Raw genomic sequence first — 21511 nt, 5'->3', positions numbered from 1 at the left:
CATACACTGCGCGGCCGTTTTTTAACCGGAACCTGAAAGACATGAACAACGCATCTCCAGCCCGTGCCTTGGGTATCGACTTTGGCACGTCCAACTCCACTGTCGGCTGGCTGCGCCCCGGCGTGGAAACGCTGATCGCGCTGGAGGACGACAAGATCACCCTGCCGTCAGTGGTCTTCTTCAATATCGAAGAGCGCCGCCCGGTGTACGGCCGGCTGGCGCTGCACGAGTACCTGGAAGGCTACGAAGGCCGCCTGATGCGCTCGCTCAAGAGCCTGCTGGGTTCCAAGCTGATCAAGCACGACACCAGCGTCCTGGGCACGGCAATGCCGTTCAAGGACCTGCTCGGGCTGTTCATCGGCCAGCTCAAGAGCCGCGCCGAAGCGGCCGCCGGTCGGGAATTCGAAGAAGTGGTGCTGGGCCGGCCGGTGTTTTTTGTCGACGATGACCCGATGGCCGACAAAGAAGCCGAAGACACCTTGGTCGACGTGGCGCGCAAGATCGGTTTCAAGGAAGTCTCGTTCCAGTACGAGCCGATTGCCGCTGCGTTCGACTACGAGTCGACCATCGAGAAAGAAGAGCTGGTACTGATCGTCGACATCGGCGGTGGTACCTCCGACTTCTCGCTGGTACGCCTGTCGCCGGAGCGTCGGGGTGTGGATAACCGCCACGAGGACATCCTCGCCACTGGCGGTGTGCACATCGGCGGAACCGACTTTGACAAGCAGCTCAGCCTGCAAGGCCTGATGCCGCTGTTCGGCTACGGCAGCCGCATGAAGAGCGGCGCCTACATGCCCACCAGTCACCACATGAACCTGGCGACCTGGCACACCATCAACTCGGTGTACTCGCAGAAATCGCAACTGGCCCTGGGCAGCATGCGCTACGACATCGAAGACACCGGTGGTATCGACCGCCTGTTCAAGCTGATCGAACAGCGCGCCGGGCACTGGCTGGCGATGGAAGTGGAAGAAACCAAGATCCAGCTGACCCACGCCGAGAGTCGCCACGTGCCGCTGGACCGCATCGAAGCCGGTTTGAGTGTGGAGCTGAGCCGGGCGCTGTTCGAGTCGGCCATCGACAACCTGCTTGAACGCGTGCGCAACAGCGTCACCCAACTGCTGGCAGATGCCGACGTGCGGGTCGATCAGGTCGATACGGTGTTCTTCACCGGTGGTTCGAGCGGGATTCCGGCGCTACGCAACAGTGTTTCGGCGATGTTGCCGAATGCGCGGCATGTGGAAGGGAACATCTTTGGCAGTATCGGTAGCGGTCTGGCGATCGAGGCTGCAAAGCGCTACGGCTCGATGGACTGATCCAAAATCTTTGGTGCGCCCTTCGCGAGCAAGCCCGCTCCCACATTTGACCGTACTCCATCTGGAGGAACTCGGTTGAATGTGGGAGCGGGCTTGCTCGCGAAGGGGCCAGCTCAGGCAACAAAGACCCAGCAGATCAAACCATCCCCACCTGCTTCAACTCGCTCTTCAGGTACGCATAGTAAATCGGCCCCGCCACCACCCCCGGCAGGCCGAACGCGGCCTCGAACACCAGCATCGCCAGCAGCAACTCCCACGACTTGGCACTGATCTGCCCGCCGACGATGCGCGCGTTGAGGAAGTATTCGAGCTTGTGGATGACAATCAGGTAACCCAGCGCCGCCACAGCGACCCAGATCGACAACGACAAACCGACGATGGTGATCAGGGTGTTCGACATCAGGTTGCCGATCACTGGCAACAGGCCGAGCAGGAACGTCAGCACGATCAGGGTTTTGGTCAGCGGCAGCTTGATACCGAACATCGGCAGCACCACCGCCAGGAAAATCCCGGTGAAGACAGTGTTGAGCAGGGAAATCTTGATCTGGGCGAACACGATGTTGCGAAACGCCTGGACCAGCAGGCTCAGACGTTCGAACAGCGCCGCAGCCAGCGGTTTGCGCTTGGTCAGGTCCGGCACACGCTGCAAGGCAATGATCGCACCCAGCACCATGCCGATCAGCAAGGTCACGAACATGTGCGCCGCGTCCTTGCCCACCAGTTGCAAATCACTGAGGTGTTTGCTGACCCACTCGCCAATCGCCACGCGGAACTCCGCAGCACTGGCCGGCAGGTAGGCGTCGATGAACGGTGGCAACTGCCCGCGTGCGCGGTCGACCACCCCCATGAACTTGTCGAGGGAAGCACCGGGGTTTTCCGCCTCGTGCAGCAGGAAGCTGAAGGCACCGGCAAAGATCAGCGACAGCACGCTGACAATCAGAGTCCCCAGCAACGCCACCGCCAGCCAGCGCGCGCGCCGGCCTTCGATCAGCCGTTGCAGTTGCGGGGTGAGCATGTTGACCAGTTCGAACACCAGCAACCCGGCGAGCAGGCTGGGCAGCAATCGCAGCGGCAGGACCAGCAGCAGCCCGCCAAAAATGATGACCCAGCTGATGACCAGCAAGACTTGACGCTGAGAAAACGTTGGCATACAGCCTCAAAAACAAACGGCGTAAAAAGGATTGGCAGTCTGCCAGCGATCCGGTGCGAGCACTAGGGATTGTGTGGGGCGACCTTAGTGGGGTGGCAGCTTGAGTGCGGGGCCCATCGCGGGTCGTCGTACACATATCTGAAAATCGCCATCAATCAAATGTGGGAGCGGGCTTGCTCGCGAAGGCGTCGTATCAGTCAACTTCAATGCTGTTTGAGGTACCGCTTTCGCGAGCAAGCCCGCTCCCACACTCGACTGAGTTGATCCCTGTGAATCATTTCTTCTTCAGGCAATCACTCATGAACGCCTTGCGCTCATCACCCTTGAGGGCTTTGGTGGCGGCGTCGGCGTTGCAGGTTTTCATTTTCTCTTGCTGTGGGGTCAAGGCCTTATCGGCATCGTTTGCCGCCGGAGTAGCCTTCAGGCAGGTGCTCATGAAGGCTTTGCGCTCGTCGCCCTTGAGACTTTTAGCCGTAGCGTCGGCATTGCAGGTAGTCATCTTTTCCTGTTGGGCTGTGGCAGCAAAGCCTTGGGAACAGAGCAGCAAACCGATCATCAACAAAGGGACACGCATCATCTTCATGGAGTTTTCTCCTGGTCGCCACACCAAGGGGCGCGGCCTTGTACTGGAGTGTAGACAACCCCTGTTACACCTTCCTGTTCTCCAGATGGCTGCGCCGATACTGCTCCGGCGTACACCCGGCCTGGCGCTGGAACATCGCGATAAACGCCGAGCCGGTGCTGTAGCCCATGTCGAAGGCAATCTCTTGAATGCTGCGCGGGCTATCCAGCGCTTCGATCGCCGCCAGAAAACGCAGGCGCTGGCGCCACTCACCGAAACTCATGCCCAGTTCCCGCACGAACTGCCGCGCCAGGGTGCGCTCACTGACATGGATGCGTGCAGCCCATTCCGACAACGGCCGGTTATCCCCAGGCTCGGCCTGCAACGCTTCGAGAATCCCGAGCAATCCGGGGCTGCTGGCATAGGGCAGGTAGCACTCGTGCACCGGGGCCTGTTGCAGCTGGTCCACCAATACCTGGGCCAGACGCTGATCGGCGGCCTGTTCGGGGATTTTCACGTCCCGGGCGGCGAAGTCCTTGAGGATTGCCTTGAGAATGTCGCTGATGGCCAGGGTGCAGGCTCGCGGCGGCAGATCGGCGCAGACCTTGGGTGCCAGGCACACGGCGCGGTAGTTGACCGGTTGATGACTGTAGAAACTGTGCTCGATCTGCGGCGGCACCCACACCGCGTATTGCGGCGGCGACATGAAGCGGCTGCCCTCGACGTCCATGTGCAGCACGCCGTGGGCGGCGTATTCCAGCGTCCCCCAGGGATGTCGATGGGGCGCGGCATATTCGTGGGCGTCGAAATCGGCGTAGCGGAAGTACACCGCCGACGGCAGTTCGCTGAAATCCAGCAGGTCGATGTGTTTACTGCTCATGCTGTCCGTCATCAGGGGCCGGTTGTCTGGATCGAAGTATAGGCTTGCATCCAGACAAGCGGATAATTGCCCTTCATTAACGTTCTGGTTTTTCCCGATGCAATACGCTTATCCCCTGCTGGCCATTTTTATCTGGGCCGGCAACACCGTGATCACCAAAATGTCGGCCGGGGCGATTTTCCCTGCCGAGATCGGTTTCTACCGCTGGCTGCTGGCCGGGTTGCTGTTCACGCCCTTCATGCTCAAACCGGTGCTCGCCCATTGGCCGCTGATCCGCCCGAAACTGGGCAAGATCTTTGTCCTCGGTGTACTGGGCATGGCCGTTTATCAAAGCCTGGCGTACTTCGCCGCGAGCCTGACCTCGGCCACCAACATGGGCATCATCCTGTCGCTGATGCCGCTGATGTCGCTCGCCATGGCGATCATCAGCCTCGGCCAGCGCCTGACCATGGGTGCCTTGGCCGGTGCGGTGCTGTCATTCGCCGGTGTCCTGGTGGTGGTGTCGTCCGGCAGCCTTGGCGCATTGCTCGAACACGGGGTTAACCTGGGCGACGCGATGATGCTGATCGCCACCCTGGCCTACGCGGTCTACAGCACCCTGTTGAAAAAATGGCAGCTGAAACTGCCGCCGCTGGTGCTCCTGTATCTGCAGGTGCTGGTGGCCGTGGTGGTGCTGTTTCCGTTGTTCCTCGCCTCACCGAAAGTCGGCCCGACCCTGCAGAACATTCCGCTGGTGCTGTATGCCTGCCTGCTGGCTTCGATGGTCGCGCCACTGGCGTGGATGCAGGCCGTGGTGCGTTTGGGGCCGAGCCGGACCACGCAGTTTTTCAATTTGCTGCCGTTGATTACCGCCTTGATTGCGGCGGTGGTGCTGCATGAGCAACTGGCGCTGTATCACCTGGTGGGCGGGGTGCTGACGTTGGGTGGGGTGATTGTTTCCGAGCGTTGGACGACGGTGTTGGGTCGTAAGGTCAGTGTTGCCTGATCTGACGCCTTCGCGAGCAAGCCCGCTCCCACATTTGGAATGCATTCACCTGTGGGAGCGGGCTTGCTCGCGAAGAACGATAACGCGGTCTAGACGCCTGCCGCCGCCAGCCGCGCCGCATGCTCGACAAACAACCGGATCGGCTCGGCCCCCTTGCCCACCAGCCCCAGCGACTGGTTGACGATATCGAAGTGATCCAGCGGATATTCGTCACCAATCACCGTGCCCAGGTGCGAGCTGTAGCGCCCGACCAAGCCATCGCAATGCCCGGCTTCGCGGACGAAGGCTTTAGCGAACAGCCGACAACTGCGGTTGGTACCGTCCAGCAGATTGCGCCCGCGATCGGTAATGCCCGGTTGCAAGGTGCCAGACCAGGAGTAGTAACGGACGCCATTGACCTCCTCCGGCCCGTGACCACCCCAGGTTTCAGGCAAGCCCTGTGGATAACGCTGGTTGAACAGCGCCACGCCAGCGCTAGTGAGGGAGTGATGGGACGCATGGATGTCCACCGGCAACTTCGGCCCGCGGTAACCGGTATCCAGCCACCCCATCAGCACCCCGACCATCCGCAGCAAAAAGCTCAGCAGACGACCACGGACACTGTCATGGGGATAATGCTCGTGCAGGTAATCGGCGAGTTCCGAGCCGTGGTTCGGCCCCGCCACCGAGGTCACCGATGCCACCAGGTCCGGGCGTTTGGCCGCTGCATAACGGGCGGTCAGCGAGCCCTGGCTATGGCCGATCAGGTTGACCTTGGCGGCCCCGGTTTCCCGCAGGATTTCGTCGATACGCGCAAGCAATTGCTCGCCGCGCACTTCGTTCGAATTAAGCGGCGAGACCTGCACGGCAAACACCACCGCACCACCCCGGCGCAACGCCTCGACGATCCCGTACCAGTACGGATAAAGCACCAAACGGATGAACCCGAGCATTCCCGGGACCAACACCAGCGGGTAGCGCGGGGCAGAACCTTGCGACATGGGCGGACATCCTTGTGGTCGGGCGGTGACGCAAGGCGGGATGCAAGACATCCGCCAAGCATCACCAGCGAAGATGACAACTCGACGACAAGTCTATGTCATCCGCCCTACTTCAACCCCGCCACACCTGCCACGATCAGCCCGACCGAGACCAGCTTGATCACGGTCAGGCTTTCACCCAGCAGCACGAAACCGAGAAACACCGTGCCCAGCGAGCCGATGGCGGTCCAGATCGGGTACGCGATGCTCACCGGCAACTCGCGCATGGCCAGGGTCAGGAAGTAGATCCCGCCCACAGCGGCCACCACGGTGACCAGCGAAGGCCAGAGCCGAGTGAAGCCCTCGGCGTACTTCATGCCCATGGCGAAGGTGACTTCGAACCCGGCGGCGACCAGCAGAAACAGCCAGGCCACCTAGAACTCCCCGGCCAGCGCCAACAAGCGCTGTTCAGCCTCGGCGGCAGAGATTTCAAAGCTGCGCTCGGCGGACTCTTCGCCCTCGGCAGCCACCACGGTGACGTCCGTGATGCCGATGAATCCGAGCACCGTGCGCAGTAGCGTATCGGCATGGTTCATGGCTTGCAGCTCGCCTCCCGGGCCAAAACCGAAGCCGCCACGGCTGGTGATGATCAGGGCTTTTTTGCCCTGCACCAGGGGTTGGTACTGGGCCACGCCATTGTCCAGGGTGTGATCGAAGGTCACCCCTACGCGCACGATCTGATCGATCCAGGCCTTGAGGCCGCTGGGTACGCTGAAGTTGTGCATCGGCGTGGAAATCAGCAACACATCATGGCCAAGCAGTTCGCCGACCAGTTCGTCGCTCAGCGCCAGGTCGGCCTGCATCGACAGTGGCCGAGCATGGGGCTCGGGGTAAAACGCGGCGGCCACGAATGCCTCGTTGACCGGCGGTATCAGCGCCCGACCGACTTCGCGTCGGGTCAACTGTGAGTGTGGATGACGGGCCTGCCAGGCCGACAGAAACACTTCGGCCAAGCGGCGCGAGTGCGAGCGATCACCACGGGGACTGGCATGAACAGCAAGAATTCTACTCATCTGAATCTCCTCAAGGACTAAACTAAAACCACTTGTGGCTTGCAGCTTGAAGCTCACAGCTGCTCTCATTCAAATGAGTAGAAATCAGTCTGGATGAATCCATTTCATCCATGGAGTGTTCAATGTTTGCCTCGTTGCCGTTGACCGCCCTGCGGGCCTTTGAATCCGCCTCACGCCTGTTGAGCTTCAAGGCCGCCGCCGAAGAACTGTCCGTCACCCCGACGGCGGTGTCCCACCAGATCCGCTCCCTGGAGAGCTGGCTCGGCGTGCCATTGTTCGAGCGCCTGCCACGCCGGGTGCGCCTGACCGAATGCGGCGAACGGCTGTTCCAGAGCCTGCACGGGGCTTTTCTGGAAGTCGCGCAAAGCGTCGATACCCTGCGCCCGCAACGCAGCGGTGCCAGCCTGACGGTCTCCACCACCGCTGCCTTCGCCGCGCTGTGGCTGGTGCCACGGCTGGGACGCTTCTACGCCCGTCACCCGAACATCAACGTGCGCCTCGATACCCACTGCGAAGTCATCGATCTGCATCAGGACGCCAGTGTCGATCTGGTGCTGCGCTACAGCCTCGACGATTACCCCAACCTGTACGGGTTGTGCCTGTTCGACGAATCCTTCGGCGTCTACGGTTCGCCCGAACAAGTGACCCTGGCGTCGAGTCGCACCCCCACCCTGATCAGCGTGCGTTGGCACAACTCCAAACTCTATGCCCACGGCTGGGAGGCCTGGTGCGCGCAATCCGGCGAAACCTGGCTGAGCGACCGGCCAGCGGTGCGCGAATACGACGAAGAGCATTACGCCCTGCAAGCGGCAATTGCCGGGCAAGGTCTGGTGTTGGCAAGCAATATCCTGGTATCGGAAAGCGTGGCCAGTGGCCTGTTGTTGCCGTACCGGGGGGAAATCCAGGTCGATGGCGCCGGCTATAGCGCACTGTGCGTGCCGGGACGCGAACGTCATCCACCGGTTCGGGCGTTTTTTGCATGGCTGCGTGAAGAGGCGTTGGTGTCGGGACATGCTTTGGCATAAGCAACTAAATGTAGTGCCTGCAAAACCGCCATCGCGAGCAAGCTCGCTCCCACAATGATCTGTAAACGCAGGACCAATGTGGGAGCGAGCCTGCTCCGGGCGGCGCTCCGACGATGGGGCCCGTATAGACGCCCGATTACTTGGCTGACTTGACGGTGACAGGCGCCTTGCCCGCTTTCATCTGTTCCAGCAACGGCGCGCACTGGTTCGTCTCGCCGCCGCTTGGCGCCACCAGCGCCAGCAACCCTGCCGCCGGTGCGGCGATCACGCCCAGCGCCACCATCCCGGCTCCGCGCAACATCAGCGGCACGGCCTTGACCCCGGCATCGGGCTTGATGAACTTGCCGCGCACATACAGCGGCGAGCGTAATGAAATCAGGCGCCAGCCCTTGGATTCCGGGGTGATGGTCAGGTCCAGTTGCTCGGTCGCCATGTTCGCCGTGCCATCGATGTAAACAATGGCGTTCTCGGTGTCGAACACAAACAGGCGGGTACTCGCCAGGCCGGACTGGATGCCGAAGTCGGCGGCGGCGCAGTTGATCTTCACTTCCTTGTCGCCAAAGATCTTGCCGACCACGTAGTTGCCGACGTTCAGGCCCGCCAGTTCCATCAATTCGCGACTGATGGCGCCATCGTTGATCAGCATTTTCAGATTGCCATTGGCGCTGCCCAGCAGTTTGGCCACCGAATTGCCGCGCCCGCTGATATCAGCATCGCCATTGAGTTCACCGAAACTGGTTTTCATCGGTTCAAAGCCGGGGAACAACTGCTTGAGCTTGAAGCCTCGCGCCGTGAGTCTGGCATGGCCCTCCAGTGGATCGGTGTGGCCGTTCAGGCGAATCTGCGCATCCAGCTTGCCGCCGGCCACGCCGAAACGCAGCGGTTCGAGGCTGAGCACGCCATCGGTGAGCACCAGATGGGTATAGAGGTCGTTGAACGGCAGTTTTTCGCTGTGCACGATGCGCTTGCCGGTGAACTCGACATCGGCGTCCATATCGCGCCAGCGATCGGTCTTGAACTCTTCGACCGGCAGCACTTTGTCCGCCGGTTGTTTGCTGTCACCGCCCCGGGCCTTCTGTTCAGCGTTGGAGTCGGCACCGATCAGCGGCGCCAGGTCAGCGAACAGCAATTGATTGGACAACAGCGAGCCGCTGAGTTTTGGCCGTGGCTGGCTGGCCACGTAAGTCAGATTGCCGTGGATGTCGCTTTCGCCGATCTTGCCGTTGAATTCCTCATAGCGGAACACCGCGCCTCCCGCCTCGTGCAACTTGGCGACCAGGTGGCCGTCGGTGGCATAGGGTGGTGTGTCCGGCAGGATCACGCCGATCAGCGGGTAGAGGTTGCCCAGGCTGGTGCCTGCCAGTTTCAGGCGCAGGTTCAGGGCGCCGAGATTCAGCGGATCGGTCAGGGTGCCGGCCAGTTCAACGCTCGTATCGGCAATTTTCACCTGTGCCTGGAGCGGAAACGGCCGTGCCGCATCCTGCAGCGCCAACAGCCCGCCAATCTTGCCCTGGCCCGCGAGTTTCTGGCCGTGGTACTGGCCGTTGACCTTGAGCGCGAACGCATAATCCTGGGGGGACGAGCCCTTTTCCTGCGCGGCTTTCGCCGCTTTGTCGCCGACGATATCGCTGAACGGAACCGGTTTGCCCAATGGATCGATCAGCACGTCGAGTTGAGTCTTCAGGTTCTGGTCGTCGAGGGTGACGTGGCCCTTGTCGAAACCGATCGCACCGATATCCACCACCCAACTCGAAGGCTCGGCGTTCGGGTCCTTAGGGTCGAATTTGAACTCCCAGTTGGCGCGCCCGTCAGCCAGGCGTTGCAGTTGGGCATTGGGCTCGGTGAGATCGATGCGCGGGATCACCACCCGCTGCGCCAGCAATGCCAGGGGTGAAATACGCAATTCCACCCGCTTGAGGGTGACCATCTGCGGTTGCCTGGACCAGTCCGGGTTGCCCAGGCTGAGGTCCTCGGCCACCACGTGGGGCCACGGCAGCCAGGCGCGCCAGCCGCTTTCATCGGGCTCGGGCTGCCAGACCACCGACAGATTGCCGTTGATGGCGAAAGCGCGGTGCAGCTCTTCGGAAACTTTGGCGTTGAGCGGCGGTTTGATCCGGTTCCAGTCGAAGAACACGATGATCAGCACCAGCACCATCAACAAGGTAAGAAAAGTGGAAAGGGTCCAGACAAACGTTTTTTGAGTGCGCGTCATTGCACAGGGCTCCTGATACGACTGAGCGCCCCGACTGCGACGCACATGTGAAACGGTGAGCCGCAAGCGACCCGCCATGAAATCTACGACTGATAAAAAACCGCCAGGTTTAATCGATAGACCGATTTCGCCGAATCCGCCCAGTCCAATACTGACCAGCCAGTCTGCCGGCGTTACCGGACCTGCACTTTTGCACGTCAAAGGTGGGTCGAAAATACCCACTTCGGTGCAAGACTGCTCGCCGGAAACGCCCGGTCTAGAGCTTCCGCAGCAAACAATCAATTCCGTTGATTATTACCATTGCGTTTATGAACTTTCATATCGACTTATCGAGAGTAGCATTGCTCTCGTACCCACTTATTCGCACCCCCACGGAGCAAAACAATCATGAAACGCCAACTACTGCTTAGCCTTACACTCTCGATGCTGGCCAGCACTGCTTTTGCCCTGCCAGCGGCTGACCAGGCCACTCCACAAGTGAAACAGAACCACTCGGTGTTCAGCCAGACCATCGCCGCCGATGGCTCCGACCGTACCCCACAAGGCCAGACCCTTGCCGAAGGTGGTAATGATCGCCTGAAAGAAAAAGGCCTGATCACTCAGGATGGCTCGGACCGCACCCCACAAGGCCAGACTCTCGCCGCAGATGGTTCGGATCGTACTCCACAAGGCCAAACCCTGGCTGCTGATGGCTCCGACCGTACTCCACAAGGCCAAACCCTCGCTGCTGATGGTTCCGACCGTACTCCACAAGGCCAAACCCTGGCTGCTGATGGTTCCGACCGTACTCCACAAGGCCAGACCCTTGCCGCCGACGGTTCGGATCGCACTCCACAAGGTCAAACCCTCGCTGAAGGCGGTGGTGACCGTGTAATTGAACGCAACAGCGACCTGAGCTAAGCCTCATGGCCGCCTTGAAAAAAGCCCAATCACCGGATTGGGCTTTTGACTTTTCAGCGGTCCACTTGATAGATGCCGCACTTCCCCCGCTTGATCCCCCCACAGTCGTTCGACGCCGGCAAAGCCGATTTGCTAGAGTGCGCCGCGTCCCAGTCCAGAAAACGCCCTTGCGATGCTGCCCCGCGCCGAACAGAAACAACAAACCCGTAACGCCCTGATGGACGCTGCCCGGCGCCTGATGGATGGCGGCCGAGGATTCGGCAGCCTGAGCCTGCGCGAAGTCGCGAAAACCGCCGGGATCGTACCGACTGGTTTCTACCGCCATTTTGCCGACATGGATGAATTGGGCCTGGTGCTGGTCAGCGAAGTCGGCCAGACATTCCGCGAAACCATTCGCCTGGTACGGCACAACGAATTCGTGATGGGCGGCATCATCGATGCCTCGGTACGGATCTTTCTCGACGTGGTCAGCGCCAACCGTTCGCAGTTCCTGTTTCTCGCCCGCGAGCAATACGGCGGTTCGCTGCCGGTGCGCCAAGCCATCGGCCGTTTGCGTGAAGACATCAGCTCGGACCTGGCCGCGGATTTGTCACTGATGCCGAAACTGCAGCATCTGAACATCGCCAGCCTGAGCGTCATGGCGGACCTGATCGTCAAAAGCGTGTTCGCCACCCTCCCAGACATCATTGACCCACCAGCCGACGCCTTGCCTGAGCACCTGACGCCCCAGGCGAAAATCACCCAGCAACTGCGGTTTATCTTTATCGGCCTCAAGCATTGGCAAGGGCTTGGCAGCACCGAGTAACCTTTAGCCTTCAGTCTGGATCAAGACCCTGTGGGAGCGAGCTTGCTCCGGGCGGCGTTCCGACGATAGCGTCGGCACATACAGAATCGATGTGACAGGCACACCGCCATCGCGAGCAGGCCCGCTCCCACATTGATCCGCACCGCTTCAACTTGGTGCGCAACTCAAAAACAACGCACCAACTTCAGTCAAAAAACTTACTCCATCGATACTAGTCCCACGTCTCCTTCAGCCATTTCCTACGCATCATGTCGATTGGCAAGCCCCTTGCTCTAGCCTGAGCATTGTCCATTGCTGGAAGCCTTCCGATGCTGGTGATTCATCGCAGAATCGACCCTCAACCCGTTTGGGCCGCCGAACTACATCTGACGTTCGAAGCCCGCAGCAAAAGCCGTTTGCGCTGTTTCAGTGCCGAAGGCGAAGACGTCGGGTTGTTTTTGCAGCGCGGCCAGTCGCCGTTGCATGACGGCGAATGCCTGCAAGCCGAAGACGGGCGAATCGTCCGCATTTGCGCCCGCCCCGAACAATTGCTGCACGTCACTTGCGCCAATGCTTTTGAACTGACCCGCGCGGCCTATCACCTGGGCAACCGCCATGTCGCCCTGCAAGTCGGCAACGGCTGGTTGCGCCTGCTCGACGATTACGTGCTCAAGGCCATGCTCGAACAACTCGGCGCCCATGCCGAGAACATCGAAGCGCCGTTCCAGCCGGAACATGGTGCCTACGGCGGTGGCCATCACCACTCGCGCCACGGTGATGAAGACTTCAACTACGCGCCGAAACTGCACCAGTTCGGCGTACGCGCATGAACCCGGCCTGGGCGCTGTTGCGCCTGGCCAGTCCGCAATTGCCGATTGGCGGCTACAGCTACTCCCAAGGGCTGGAAATGGCTGTGGATAACGGCCGGGTTCACGACCCCGACAGCGCCCGGCGCTGGATCAGCGATCAGTTGCTTTTGAATCTGGCACGCTTCGAAGCGCCGCTGTTGCTCGCCCATTGCGTGGCCGCCTGCGAGGAAAACTGGGACGAATTGCTGCAGAGCTGCAATGAGCATCGCGCCAGTCGCGAAACCCGCGAACTGCATCAGGAGAGCCGGCAGATGGGCTACTCGTTGCAGCAATTGCTCAATGGCTTGCCGGAACTCGACGCGCCGGCTCGTGCCTTCCTGGAACAACGCAGCGAGCCACATCTGGCCCTGGGTTGGGCCTTGGCCGCGCGCGCCTGGCACATCAGCCCGCAGGACGCCCTGGCCGCGTGGCTCTGGAGCTGGTTGGAAAACCAGTTGGCAGTGCTGATGAAGACCCTGCCCCTCGGTCAGCAAGCTGCCCAACGCCTGACCAGCGAACTGCTGCCGCTGCTTCAACAAGCTCAACAGAACGCCACCCGAATCGATCCCGATCATTACGGCAGCGCCGCTTTCGGCCTGTCCCTGGCGTGTATGGCCCACGAGCGCCAGTACAGCCGTCTGTTCCGTTCCTAGGGCCTTTTATTTTGGAGAATCACATGAACGCACAACCCCTGCGCGTCGGCATCGGCGGCCCGGTCGGCTCCGGCAAAACCGCCCTGACCCTGGCCCTGTGCCTGGCCCTGCGCGAGCGCTACAACCTGGCCGTCGTGACCAACGACATCTACACCCGCGAAGACGCCGACTTTCTGGTGCGCAACGAAGCCCTGGCGCCGGAACGCATCATTGGCGTGGAAACCGGCGGCTGCCCGCACACGGCCATCCGCGAAGACGCCTCGATCAACCTTGAAGCCGTGGATCAACTCAATCGCCGCTTTCCGGGGCTGGACCTGATTCTCGTGGAGTCCGGTGGCGACAACCTCTCGGCGACCTTCAGCCCGGAACTGTCCGACCTGACGATCTACGTGATCGACGTCTCGGCCGGCGACAAGCTGCCGCGCAAGGGTGGGCCGGGGATCTGTAAATCCGATCTGTTGGTGATCAACAAAATCGACCTCGCGCCGCTGGTCGGTGCCTCGCTGACGATGATGGACAGCGACACAAAACGCATGCGCAACGGCAAGCCGTTCGTGTTCAGCAATCAGAAAACCGGCCTGGGTCTGGAAGAGATCATCGCCTTCATCGAACGCCAGGGTTTGCTGACCGCGGCCTGATCACGACTTATCAACAAGGAAGCTTATCCATGACACTCAAACGCATTCTCGGCGCCCTGGCCCTGCTGCTGGCCCCGACCCTCGCCTTCGCCCATCCGGGGCATGGCGACAACGGCTTGATCGCCGGTATCAGCCATCCGCTTGGCGGCCTCGATCACTTGCTGGCGATGCTGGCGGTCGGTTTGTGGGCGGCACAGCAGCAAGGCGCTGCGCGTTGGGCGCTGCCGTGCGCCTTTGTCGGCACTATGTTGATTGGCGGGCTGTTGGGTTTTGAAGGATTGAACCTGCCGGCACTGGAAGGCGGGATTGCCGCTTCCGTGTTGGCCTTGGGGCTGGCGGTTGCCTTGGCAGTGCGTCCACCGTTGATGATGGCGGTGGGTGCGACGGCGTTGTTTGCGCTGTTCCATGGTGTCGCACATGGGCTGGAACTGCCGGACATGTCGAGTCCCTGGACCTACGTCGCAGGCTTTGTCGCGGCGACGGCGGTGTTGCACGCGGCGGGTTATGCGCTGGTGCGGGTGTTGCCGCATGCGGCAGCGCCGCTGGTGCGACTGGCGGGCGCGGCTTCGGCGGCGACCGGGGTGTGGTTGCTGGCGGGTTGATTCTCTAGCGCCGTCCACGGCCTCTTCGCGAGCAAGCCCGCTCCCACATTTGATCTTTGTTGTTCACAAGTATTGTGTTCACAGCAAATCCAGTGTGGGAGCGGGCTTGCTCGCGAAGGCGACCTGACAGACACCGCATCGCTCAGGCCGACCTCTCTGCTAACATGTCGCGCAATCGCCCCTGCCGTGACGACGCCAGCCAATGCCGCCTGTTTCCCGCTCCGCCTCCCAGCCTGAACTGACCGCCCTGTTTGCCTCGGTGCAACAGCACTTCCTGAACGTCATCGTGCCGCTTTGGCAAGGTCCGGGCTGGAACGCCGACATGGCGTTGCCCTACGAGGCGCTGGATGCCGAACACCAACCGCTGCCACCGCAACGCTACCGGGCCATGGCCTGTGCGCGGCAGTTGTATCTGTTTGCCAGCCTGATCGGTCAGGTGCCGGGCGCCGAAGAGCGTGCCGCCGCGTTGTTCCGCTCGTTGCAGCGGCACTTCCACGATGCCGAGCACGGTGGCTGGTTCTACTGTGTCGATGCGCAAGGTGCGCCGCTGGATCAGCGCAAGGACCTCTACACCCACGCCTTCATCCTGTTCGCCTGCGCCCATTACTGGGACAAGGTCCGCGAGCCACTGGTGGAGTCGGTGCTCAATGCCTCGCTGGAAGTGATTGCGCAGCGTTTCGCCACGGACGACGGTCTGTACGAAGCCACGCTCGACCGCGACTGGTCGTCGCTGGACAGCGGCCCTTTGCAAAATCCACTGATGCACCTGGCCGAAGCATTCCTCGCCACCCTGTCGGTGCGTGAAAACCTCGACGTGCAACAGGCGCTCGTCGAGTTATGCACAGCCATGCACGCGCGCTTCATCGATCCGCAGCACGGCGTGTTGATGGAAAAACCGTTGGGGTCTGTGGATAACTGGTTTGAACCGGGGCACCAGTTCGAGTGGTATTTCCTGCTGGAGTCCTCGGCGCTGTTGCGTAATTCGACGCTGCATGCCGATCTGGAGCGGGCCTTCGCCTTTACCGAGCAAGTGGGTGTCGATCAGCAGACTGGCGCCGTGCGGGCAATGCTCGACTTCGCAGCGGATCACGGCGTCCGGGACGCCACGCAGCGTATCTGGGCCCAGGCCGAGTACCTGCGCGCATTGACGCTGCGCCGGGACAGCGAGGCCGTCGTGCTGCGCCAATTGCAGGCGTTGCAGCAACGCTCGCTACACGAGGGAGGTTGGTTTGAGTGCCGTGACGAGCACGGTGAAGTCAGCCGCCGCGACATGCCGTCGACCACGCCCTATCACCTGGCAACCTGTTATCGCGGGTTGGCGGAATATCTCGCCACAAAGTGAAATCCAATCACTCAGTCCACTTGCGATCCCCGGTAAAGCTGATGGTCAGCCATCGCGCTGCATCCGGCTTACCGAGCTTCGCGGAAATCTCCTCGCGCAAACTGTCCAGTTGCCCCACACCGTCCAGCCAGTAATCCTTCGGCAATACGATGTGAATCTCGATAAAACAGGCCCTGCCGTGTTTCTGCACGTAGGAAATGTAATCGTCGAAACCATGCTCGACCTTCGCCACCTCCATCACCTGACGCACCTTGTCGTCCAATTGATCCGGAACGATCCCCAATACATCGCGCAGTGCCGGGCCGAGGATTTTGAACGCCGGGGGCAGCATGCCCAAGGCCAGCAGGATCAGGATCATCGGGTCGACATACACCGCCCACTTGTCGTAACCCTGAGTCTTGAGCAGCAGTGCGATGAGGAAACTCACCAGCAGTCCCGCCGACAGCATCGCGTCCACCAGCCAACTGATGTTGTCGAACTGGATCAGCGATGATTTGAGTGTGCGATTGCGATGGCGGACGTAGAAGAAGTAAATGAGCTCAACGACGGTGAACACCGCCGCGTAGAGGATCACCAGACCGAGTTCGACCTCGCGACCTCCATTGATGATGCCGAACACGCCGTTGAGAAACGCATAAACGGCCACCAGGAATATGAAACAGCCTTCGATCACCAGCACCATGGGCTCCAGGTGCCAGGAGCCGAACTGGAAGCGCTGGTTGCTTTCCTTGGCGATCAGCCTGGCGGTGATCAGCATCAGGACCTTGATGAAGGCCGCGATCAACGAAAAGAAGCCATCGAACAGGATGGATTGGGCGCCCGAAACAAATCCGGTGATGATCCCGGCGAATGTCACGGCGAGCATCAGGAAGGTCGATTGTTTGAGCAGCGACTGCTCGCCTCGATTACTCACTTGATCTCCTCTAAAACCTCTAGACCGCCGGGTGTGGCGGAGTTATTGGGTGAGGAGTCTAGCTGATGTCTTGCACTGCCAGTTCCGACCCCTTCGCGAGCAAGCCCGCTCCCACAGTGGGTCAAGGTGCACACAAGTTGTGTGGACGACACAAAATTCTGTGGGAGCGGGCTTGCCCGCGAATGGCCGTTACGCGGTCTTAAGACTTACGCTCGATAGCAAAACCAGCCCAGGTCTGGCTGACCGGCATCAGCTCCAGGCTGTTGATATTGATATGCGCCGGCGCATTGAGCACCCAGAAGATGGTCTCGGCGATGTCCTGCGGCTGAATCGGCTCGGCGCCGGCGTAAGTAGCGTTGTAGCGCTCCTGGTCACCGGCAAAACGCACCAGCGAGAACTCGCTCTCGCACAGGCCCGGCTCGATGTTGCTGACCCGTACGCCCGTGCCTTGCAGGTCGCAGCGCAGGTTCACGGAGAACTGTTTGACGAACGCCTTGGTCGCGCCATACACGTGGCTGCCCGGGTACGGGTAGTTGCCGGCGATGGACCCCAGGTTGACGATACCGGCACCACGACCGTGGGCGATCAGGCGCGGCAACAGCAGACGGGTGCTGTACATCAGGCCCTTGACGTTGGTATCGACCATGGTGTCCCAGTCGTCCAGGTCGCACTTGGGCGCCGGATCAACCCCCAGGGCCAGCCCGGCGTTGTTGATCAACCCGCGCAGTTTGGCAAAGGATGGCGGCAGATTGGCAATCGCCTCCTCCATGGCCTTGCGATCACGCACATCGAGCACCAGGCCATGGACTTCGGTCTGCTTCGACAGCTCGGCGCACAGTGCATTGAGGCGCTCTTCACGACGGCCAGTCAGCACCAGTTTCCAGCCGGCCTCGGCAAAACGACGGGCACAGGCTTCACCAAAACCGGAGGTCGCGCCGGTAATAAACAGGGTGTTGGACATCGTGTTCTCCTTGCTTCGGCTGATCGCCAGCCATTGGAATAGAAAATCAGCAGGCAGCATGCCCGGCCTTGTTCACAGCGGCAACCACCGTTCAAACTGTTCAAAAAACGCTCAACTCCGGCAAGCCCTTGACCAGCGTGGCCTACAGCCATGTGCGCGCACGTTATCCACAGGCCGGTCCACAGTCTCTGGGGGCAAGTGGAAAAGCTGCAAGCCGCTATCCACAAGGCTTTGCGCGGGGTTTTGAAACTTTTTTGCTTGACCCTCAACCGCCTGCCGTGTAGCCCTTGGCCATTTTCATGACTGACGGGTCAAACCGACGATGGCGCCAAGCCAGTAACCACGGCCTTCAGCCGAGTCTTTCCAGAGTTTAGTCACAGACTTATCCACAGGCTTGTCCACGCCGATTTCACGCACTTGCGCCCCGAACAAAAAGGTTGACAAAGCGACCTGCAAGCTGCGCAAAAACACCTGATCAAAAAACAACCACACCTCTGCAAGCCACGGTTTAAAAGGCCTCCAGCCAGCTACTCCCACGTTATTCACAGCCGGTTCCACAGCAAACGGGGACAAGTCAAAACCGTGACAAAACAACTATTTGCAGCGGCTTTATGTCGCGCTTTGCGAGCTTGGGAATATTGTTTTCCACAATTTCTTTAAAGTGCATCGAGCCCCCCTGTGGGAGCGGGCTTGCTCGCGAAGACGGCGTGTCAGTCACATCATTGCCGGATGAATGACCGCATTCGCGAGCAAGCCCGCTCCCACAGGGGATTTGCGGTGGATTGGAGATGTAAAAAAGCCCCGGCGATTGCGCGCCGGGGCTTGTGCATAACAAAGCAGACTCAGTGCCCGCCGAGATAGGCGTTACGCACATCCTCGTTGACCAACAACTCCTTGCCGGTGCCGGTCATGCGGATTTCACCGTTGACCATCACATACGCCCGGTCCGACAACCGCAGGGCGTGGTTGGCGTTCTGCTCCACCAGGAAGATGGTCATGCCGGTCTTGGCCAGTTCACGCAGAGTGGCAAAGATCTGCTTCACCACGATCGGCGCCAGGCCCAGGCTCGGTTCATCGAGCAGCAACAACTTGGGCCGGCTCATCAGGGCCCGGGCGATGGCGAGCATTTGCTGCTCGCCGCCGGACATGGTCATCGCCCGTTGGGTACGCCGCTCTTCGAGCCGCGGGAACAGCTCGAACATGCGCTGCATGTCCTCCTTGGCGTACTTGTCACCGATAGGGATGGTGCCCATCAGCAGGTTCTCCTCGACGGTCATGTCGGGGAACACCCGCCGCCCTTCCGGCGATTGCGCGATGCCGTTGGAGGCGATGTAGTGGGACGACTTGTGGGTAATGTCCACGCCCTGATAAAGGATCTGCCCGTCCGCCGCCCTTGGCTGGCCGAAGATCGACATCAGCAGGGTCGACTTGCCGGCACCGTTGGAGCCGATCAGGCTGACGGTTTCCCCTTCGTTGATGTGCAGCGAGACACCTTTAAGGGCCTGGATCGGGCCGTAAAACACGTCCAGATCCTTGAGTTCGAGGATGGGTTTACTCATACCACCTCCTCTTCTTCGGCGCCCAGGTACGCAGCAATCACTTTCGGGTCGTTGCGGATGTCGTCGGGACCACCCTCGGCAATGACGATGCCGTGGTCCAGCACCACGATGTGGTCGGAGATACTCATAACCATGCCCATGTCGTGTTCGATCAGCACCACGGTCAGATCGTGCTCGTCGCGCAGCAGCCGGATCATCGCGCTCAGCGCTTCGGTTTCCTGAGGGTTGAGGCCGGCGGCCGGTTCGTCGAGGCAGATGATCTGCGGACGGGTGCACATGGCGCGGGCGATTTCCAGGCGGCGCTGTTGGCCGTAGGACAGTTCACCGGCCAGGCGGTTGGCGCAGTCCACCAGATCCACCACTTCCAGCCAGTAGAACGCGTGGTCCAGCGCATCGCTTTCGGCCTTGCGGTAGCCCTTGGTATTGAGGATGCCGGCGAGCATGCTGCGGTTGACCCACATGTGCTGGGCCACCAGCAGGTTTTCCAGCACGGACATTTCCTTGAACAAACGAATGTTCTGGAAGGTCCGCGCCAGGCCTGCCCGGTTCACCAGGTGGGTGCCGCCGAATGCCTTGTAGAACAGCCGACTGGCGAAGGATTTCGGCGAAACGAAGTCCGTTGGCTTGAACGACTCACCCAGCAACTTGATGACGTTGGTCTGTTGCCCACGGATGTTGAGTTCGATCTTGCCGCCGGAGGCTTTGTAGAACCCGGTCAGGCAGTTGAACACCGTGGTCTTGCCGGCGCCGTTAGGTCCGATCAAGGCGAAGATCGAGTTGCGGTGCACCTTCAGGCTGACATCGCTCAACGCCTTGATGCCGCCGAAGTGCATCATCAGCTTTTCTACACTGAGTACGACTTCGCTCATGGCGCTACTCCTTTACGCGGGGTCACACCGGTACGGCTGATCCGAATCAGGCCGCGCGGTCGCCAGATCATCATCAACACCATCAGGATGCCGAACAGCAGCACGCGGTATTCGGCGAAGCCACGCAGCAGTTCCGGGGCGACGGTCAGCACGAAGGCTGCAATTACGACGCCTATGGTCGAACCCATGCCCCCCAGTACCACGATGGCGAGGATCAGCGCCGATTCGAAGAAGGTGAACGAGGTCGGGTTGACGAAGCCCTGGTAGGTGGCGAAAAACACCCCGGCCAGACCGGCCGTCGAGGCACCGATGGTGAACGCCGAGAGCTTGACCAGTACGTGGTTCAGGCCCATGGAGCGGCAGGCGATTTCGTCTTCGCGCAGGGCTTCCCAGGCGCGGCCGACCGGCATGCGGGTCAGGCGATGCTTGATGTGCAGCACGGCCAGGACCACCAGGAACAACACGACGTAGATGAAGTAGTACTTCACGTCAGGGTTGTAGGCGATGCCGAAGAACTCATGGAACGGCACTCCGCCCTCTTTCGCCCTTTTTCCGAACTCGATGCCGAAGAAGGTTGGCAACGGCGCTGCCATGCCGTTCGGGCCGCCAGTCAGCGACAACCAGTTGTTGAGGATCAGACGGATGATTTCACCGAAACCCAGGGTCACGATCGCCAGATAGTCGCCATGCAGGCGCAACACCGGGAAGCCGAGGATGCAACCGGCCAGGCCGGCGGTGATCGCCGCCAGCGGCAACACCGTCCAGAAGCCCAGCCCAAGATATTGATAACCGAGCGCCAGGCCGTAGGCACCGATGGCGTAGAACGCCACGTAACCGAGGTCGAGCAGGCCGGCCAGGCCGACCACGATGTTCAGACCCAGCCCCAGCAGCACGTAGATCAGCCCGAGGATGACCACGCCCAGCAGGTAGGAGTTGGAGAAAAACGGGAACACCACGGCGATGACGATCATCAGCGGGATGATCCAGCGCAACCGCGATTTGTAATCGGGTGCCAGTACATGCACCCCGGAACCGGTGGTTTCAAAACCTTCGAGGATTCTCAGGCCCTTGGGGGTTTGCAGGAACATGCTCAGGGCAAAACGACCGGCCATGACGATAGCGACAATCCACGCCACACGAGTGGTTTCCAGGTTGAAGCCATAGCCATCGAGAACGACGCCGACGATTGGCCCGAACACGATCAGGGCAATGAGTCCGGCAAGAATCGCGTCAACCAGACTTTTTTTGATATCAATGGTTTTTTTAGTGGTTGAAGACAT

The 21511-nt window shown here is 60.6% G+C and carries 23 protein-coding genes; 10 read left to right on the top strand and 13 right to left on the bottom strand.

Going from position 1 to position 21511, the window contains the following annotated elements; genetic code table 11:
- Positions 1-41 precede the first annotated feature (41 nt).
- On the top strand, positions 42-1316 hold the full coding sequence (locus tag KGB28_RS20990) for an Hsp70 family protein (protein WP_053153825.1): 1275 nt from the start codon (positions 42-44) through the stop codon (positions 1314-1316).
- Positions 1317-1452: 136 nt separating this feature from the next.
- Here KGB28_RS20990 and KGB28_RS20985 read toward each other — a convergent pair whose 3' ends face one another.
- From KGB28_RS20985 to KGB28_RS20975, 3 genes are all read right to left on the bottom strand, one after another.
- A complete protein-coding gene (locus KGB28_RS20985; protein ID WP_150727843.1) occupies positions 1453-2466 on the bottom strand; it encodes an AI-2E family transporter in 1014 nt (337 codons plus the stop codon).
- Positions 2467-2740: 274 nt separating this feature from the next.
- Positions 2741-3049 (bottom strand): PsiF family protein, encoded by a 309-nt coding sequence (locus KGB28_RS20980; protein ID WP_223447662.1) that lies wholly within the window; start codon positions 3047-3049, stop codon positions 2741-2743.
- A gap of 64 nt (positions 3050-3113) precedes the next feature.
- Positions 3114-3908 carry an AraC family transcriptional regulator gene (locus tag KGB28_RS20975; protein ID WP_223447660.1) on the bottom strand — a complete coding sequence of 265 codons (795 nt, stop codon included), beginning with the start codon at positions 3906-3908 and terminating at the stop codon, positions 3114-3116.
- A gap of 97 nt (positions 3909-4005) precedes the next feature.
- Here KGB28_RS20975 and KGB28_RS20970 point away from each other — a divergent pair, with 97 nt between their 5' ends.
- Positions 4006-4893, top strand: a complete 888-nt coding sequence (locus tag KGB28_RS20970) for a DMT family transporter (RefSeq protein WP_150755842.1) — start codon at positions 4006-4008, stop codon at positions 4891-4893.
- A gap of 89 nt (positions 4894-4982) precedes the next feature.
- Here KGB28_RS20970 and KGB28_RS20965 read toward each other — a convergent pair whose 3' ends face one another.
- The 3 genes from KGB28_RS20965 to KGB28_RS20955 form a co-directional block, all read right to left on the bottom strand.
- Positions 4983-5873 (bottom strand): lipase family alpha/beta hydrolase, encoded by an 891-nt coding sequence (locus tag KGB28_RS20965; RefSeq protein WP_223447658.1) that lies wholly within the window; start codon positions 5871-5873, stop codon positions 4983-4985.
- 107 nt (positions 5874-5980) lie between these two features.
- Positions 5981-6286, bottom strand: a complete 306-nt coding sequence (locus KGB28_RS20960) for a DMT family transporter (protein WP_223447656.1) — start codon at positions 6284-6286, stop codon at positions 5981-5983.
- Positions 6287-6925: an FMN-dependent NADH-azoreductase gene (locus KGB28_RS20955; protein ID WP_223447654.1), complete on the bottom strand. Its 639-nt coding sequence runs from the start codon at positions 6923-6925 to the stop codon at positions 6287-6289. It lies immediately after the preceding gene.
- Between the two features lie 110 nt (positions 6926-7035).
- On the opposite strand from KGB28_RS20955, the gene KGB28_RS20950 reads away from it, so the two are divergent.
- Complete coding sequence (locus KGB28_RS20950) at positions 7036-7950, top strand: LysR substrate-binding domain-containing protein (RefSeq protein ID WP_191628086.1); 915 nt, start codon at positions 7036-7038, stop codon at positions 7948-7950.
- 136 nt (positions 7951-8086) lie between these two features.
- On the opposite strand, the gene KGB28_RS20945 is transcribed toward KGB28_RS20950, so the two are convergent.
- Positions 8087-10162, bottom strand: coding sequence for an AsmA family protein (locus tag KGB28_RS20945; RefSeq protein ID WP_223447652.1), 2076 nt, complete (start codon positions 10160-10162; stop codon positions 8087-8089).
- A 387-nt stretch (positions 10163-10549) separates the two neighbouring features.
- On the opposite strand from KGB28_RS20945, the gene KGB28_RS20940 reads away from it, so the two are divergent.
- The 7 genes from KGB28_RS20940 to KGB28_RS20910 all read left to right on the top strand — a co-directional run bounded on the left by KGB28_RS20940 (position 10550) and on the right by KGB28_RS20910 (position 15929).
- On the top strand, positions 10550-11062 hold the full coding sequence (locus tag KGB28_RS20940; protein ID WP_223447651.1) for a hypothetical protein: 513 nt from the start codon (positions 10550-10552) through the stop codon (positions 11060-11062).
- Positions 11063-11234: 172 nt separating this feature from the next.
- On the top strand, positions 11235-11867 hold the full coding sequence (locus KGB28_RS20935; protein WP_223447649.1) for a TetR family transcriptional regulator: 633 nt from the start codon (positions 11235-11237) through the stop codon (positions 11865-11867).
- A 308-nt stretch (positions 11868-12175) separates the two neighbouring features.
- Positions 12176-12676 (top strand): urease accessory protein UreE, encoded by a 501-nt coding sequence (gene ureE / locus KGB28_RS20930; RefSeq protein ID WP_223447647.1) that lies wholly within the window; start codon positions 12176-12178, stop codon positions 12674-12676.
- Positions 12673-13347 (top strand): urease accessory protein UreF, encoded by a 675-nt coding sequence (locus tag KGB28_RS20925; RefSeq protein ID WP_223447645.1) that lies wholly within the window; start codon positions 12673-12675, stop codon positions 13345-13347. Before ureE ends, KGB28_RS20925 begins: the two co-directional genes overlap by 4 nt.
- A 23-nt stretch (positions 13348-13370) precedes the next feature.
- The gene (gene ureG / locus KGB28_RS20920) at positions 13371-13985 is read left to right on the top strand and encodes an urease accessory protein UreG (RefSeq protein ID WP_150727856.1); all 615 of its coding nucleotides are present in this window, start codon (positions 13371-13373) and stop codon (positions 13983-13985) included.
- A gap of 29 nt (positions 13986-14014) precedes the next feature.
- The gene (locus KGB28_RS20915; protein WP_223447643.1) at positions 14015-14587 is read left to right on the top strand and encodes a HupE/UreJ family protein; all 573 of its coding nucleotides are present in this window, start codon (positions 14015-14017) and stop codon (positions 14585-14587) included.
- 202 nt (positions 14588-14789) lie between these two features.
- A complete protein-coding gene (locus tag KGB28_RS20910) occupies positions 14790-15929 on the top strand; it encodes an AGE family epimerase/isomerase (protein ID WP_223447641.1) in 1140 nt (379 codons plus the stop codon).
- Positions 15930-15936: 7 nt separating this feature from the next.
- Here the strand turns inward: KGB28_RS20910 and KGB28_RS20905 are convergent, their stop codons facing one another.
- The 6 genes from KGB28_RS20905 to livM all read right to left on the bottom strand — a co-directional run bounded on the left by KGB28_RS20905 (position 15937) and on the right by livM (position 21511).
- Complete coding sequence (locus KGB28_RS20905; RefSeq protein ID WP_095945438.1) at positions 15937-16842, bottom strand: cation diffusion facilitator family transporter; 906 nt, start codon at positions 16840-16842, stop codon at positions 15937-15939.
- Between the two features lie 199 nt (positions 16843-17041).
- Positions 17042-17803: an SDR family oxidoreductase gene (locus KGB28_RS20900; protein WP_056725413.1), complete on the bottom strand. Its 762-nt coding sequence runs from the start codon at positions 17801-17803 to the stop codon at positions 17042-17044.
- A 297-nt stretch (positions 17804-18100) separates the two neighbouring features.
- The gene (locus tag KGB28_RS20895) at positions 18101-18349 is read right to left on the bottom strand and encodes a hypothetical protein (RefSeq protein WP_223447639.1); all 249 of its coding nucleotides are present in this window, start codon (positions 18347-18349) and stop codon (positions 18101-18103) included.
- Positions 18350-18645: 296 nt separating this feature from the next.
- Positions 18646-19362, bottom strand: a complete 717-nt coding sequence (locus KGB28_RS20890) for an ABC transporter ATP-binding protein (protein WP_007979701.1) — start codon at positions 19360-19362, stop codon at positions 18646-18648.
- A complete protein-coding gene (locus KGB28_RS20885) occupies positions 19359-20231 on the bottom strand; it encodes an ABC transporter ATP-binding protein (protein ID WP_095945441.1) in 873 nt (290 codons plus the stop codon). Before KGB28_RS20885 ends, KGB28_RS20890 begins: the two co-directional genes overlap by 4 nt.
- Positions 20228-21511, bottom strand: a complete 1284-nt coding sequence (gene livM, locus KGB28_RS20880; RefSeq protein ID WP_223447637.1) for a high-affinity branched-chain amino acid ABC transporter permease LivM — start codon at positions 21509-21511, stop codon at positions 20228-20230. Before livM ends, KGB28_RS20885 begins: the two co-directional genes overlap by 4 nt.

The sequence above is a fragment of the Pseudomonas sp. BF-R-19 genome, from assembly GCF_019956445.1.
GTDB lineage: Bacteria > Pseudomonadota > Gammaproteobacteria > Pseudomonadales > Pseudomonadaceae > Aquipseudomonas > Aquipseudomonas fluorescens_BH.
The sequence above is the reverse complement of the archived record's forward strand: the minus strand, read 5'-3'. Positions and strand labels throughout refer to the sequence as shown.

Excerpts from the sequence above, each read along its gene's own strand:
- KGB28_RS20990 (WP_053153825.1), top strand. The coding sequence starts at position 42 with ATGAACAACGCATCTCCAGCCCGTGCCTTGGGTATCGACTTTGGCACG.
- KGB28_RS20985 (WP_150727843.1), bottom strand. The coding sequence starts at position 2,466 with ATGCCAACGTTTTCTCAGCGTCAAGTCTTGCTGGTCATCAGCTGGGTC.
- KGB28_RS20980 (WP_223447662.1), bottom strand. The coding sequence starts at position 3,049 with ATGAAGATGATGCGTGTCCCTTTGTTGATGATCGGTTTGCTGCTCTGT.
- KGB28_RS20975 (WP_223447660.1), bottom strand. The coding sequence starts at position 3,908 with ATGAGCAGTAAACACATCGACCTGCTGGATTTCAGCGAACTGCCGTCG.
- KGB28_RS20970 (WP_150755842.1), top strand. The coding sequence starts at position 4,006 with ATGCAATACGCTTATCCCCTGCTGGCCATTTTTATCTGGGCCGGCAAC.
- KGB28_RS20965 (WP_223447658.1), bottom strand. The coding sequence starts at position 5,873 with ATGTCGCAAGGTTCTGCCCCGCGCTACCCGCTGGTGTTGGTCCCGGGA.
- KGB28_RS20955 (WP_223447654.1), bottom strand. The coding sequence starts at position 6,925 with ATGAGTAGAATTCTTGCTGTTCATGCCAGTCCCCGTGGTGATCGCTCG.
- KGB28_RS20950 (WP_191628086.1), top strand. The coding sequence starts at position 7,036 with ATGGAGTGTTCAATGTTTGCCTCGTTGCCGTTGACCGCCCTGCGGGCC.
- KGB28_RS20945 (WP_223447652.1), bottom strand. The coding sequence starts at position 10,162 with ATGACGCGCACTCAAAAAACGTTTGTCTGGACCCTTTCCACTTTTCTT.
- KGB28_RS20940 (WP_223447651.1), top strand. The coding sequence starts at position 10,550 with ATGAAACGCCAACTACTGCTTAGCCTTACACTCTCGATGCTGGCCAGC.
- KGB28_RS20935 (WP_223447649.1), top strand. The coding sequence starts at position 11,235 with ATGCTGCCCCGCGCCGAACAGAAACAACAAACCCGTAACGCCCTGATG.
- ureE (WP_223447647.1), top strand. The coding sequence starts at position 12,176 with ATGCTGGTGATTCATCGCAGAATCGACCCTCAACCCGTTTGGGCCGCC.
- KGB28_RS20925 (WP_223447645.1), top strand. The coding sequence starts at position 12,673 with ATGAACCCGGCCTGGGCGCTGTTGCGCCTGGCCAGTCCGCAATTGCCG.
- ureG (WP_150727856.1), top strand. The coding sequence starts at position 13,371 with ATGAACGCACAACCCCTGCGCGTCGGCATCGGCGGCCCGGTCGGCTCC.
- KGB28_RS20915 (WP_223447643.1), top strand. The coding sequence starts at position 14,015 with ATGACACTCAAACGCATTCTCGGCGCCCTGGCCCTGCTGCTGGCCCCG.
- KGB28_RS20910 (WP_223447641.1), top strand. The coding sequence starts at position 14,790 with ATGCCGCCTGTTTCCCGCTCCGCCTCCCAGCCTGAACTGACCGCCCTG.
- KGB28_RS20900 (WP_056725413.1), bottom strand. The coding sequence starts at position 17,803 with ATGTCCAACACCCTGTTTATTACCGGCGCGACCTCCGGTTTTGGTGAA.
- KGB28_RS20890 (WP_007979701.1), bottom strand. The coding sequence starts at position 19,362 with ATGAGTAAACCCATCCTCGAACTCAAGGATCTGGACGTGTTTTACGGC.
- KGB28_RS20885 (WP_095945441.1), bottom strand. The coding sequence starts at position 20,231 with ATGAGCGAAGTCGTACTCAGTGTAGAAAAGCTGATGATGCACTTCGGC.
- livM (WP_223447637.1), bottom strand. The coding sequence starts at position 21,511 with ATGTCTTCAACCACTAAAAAAACCATTGATATCAAAAAAAGTCTGGTT.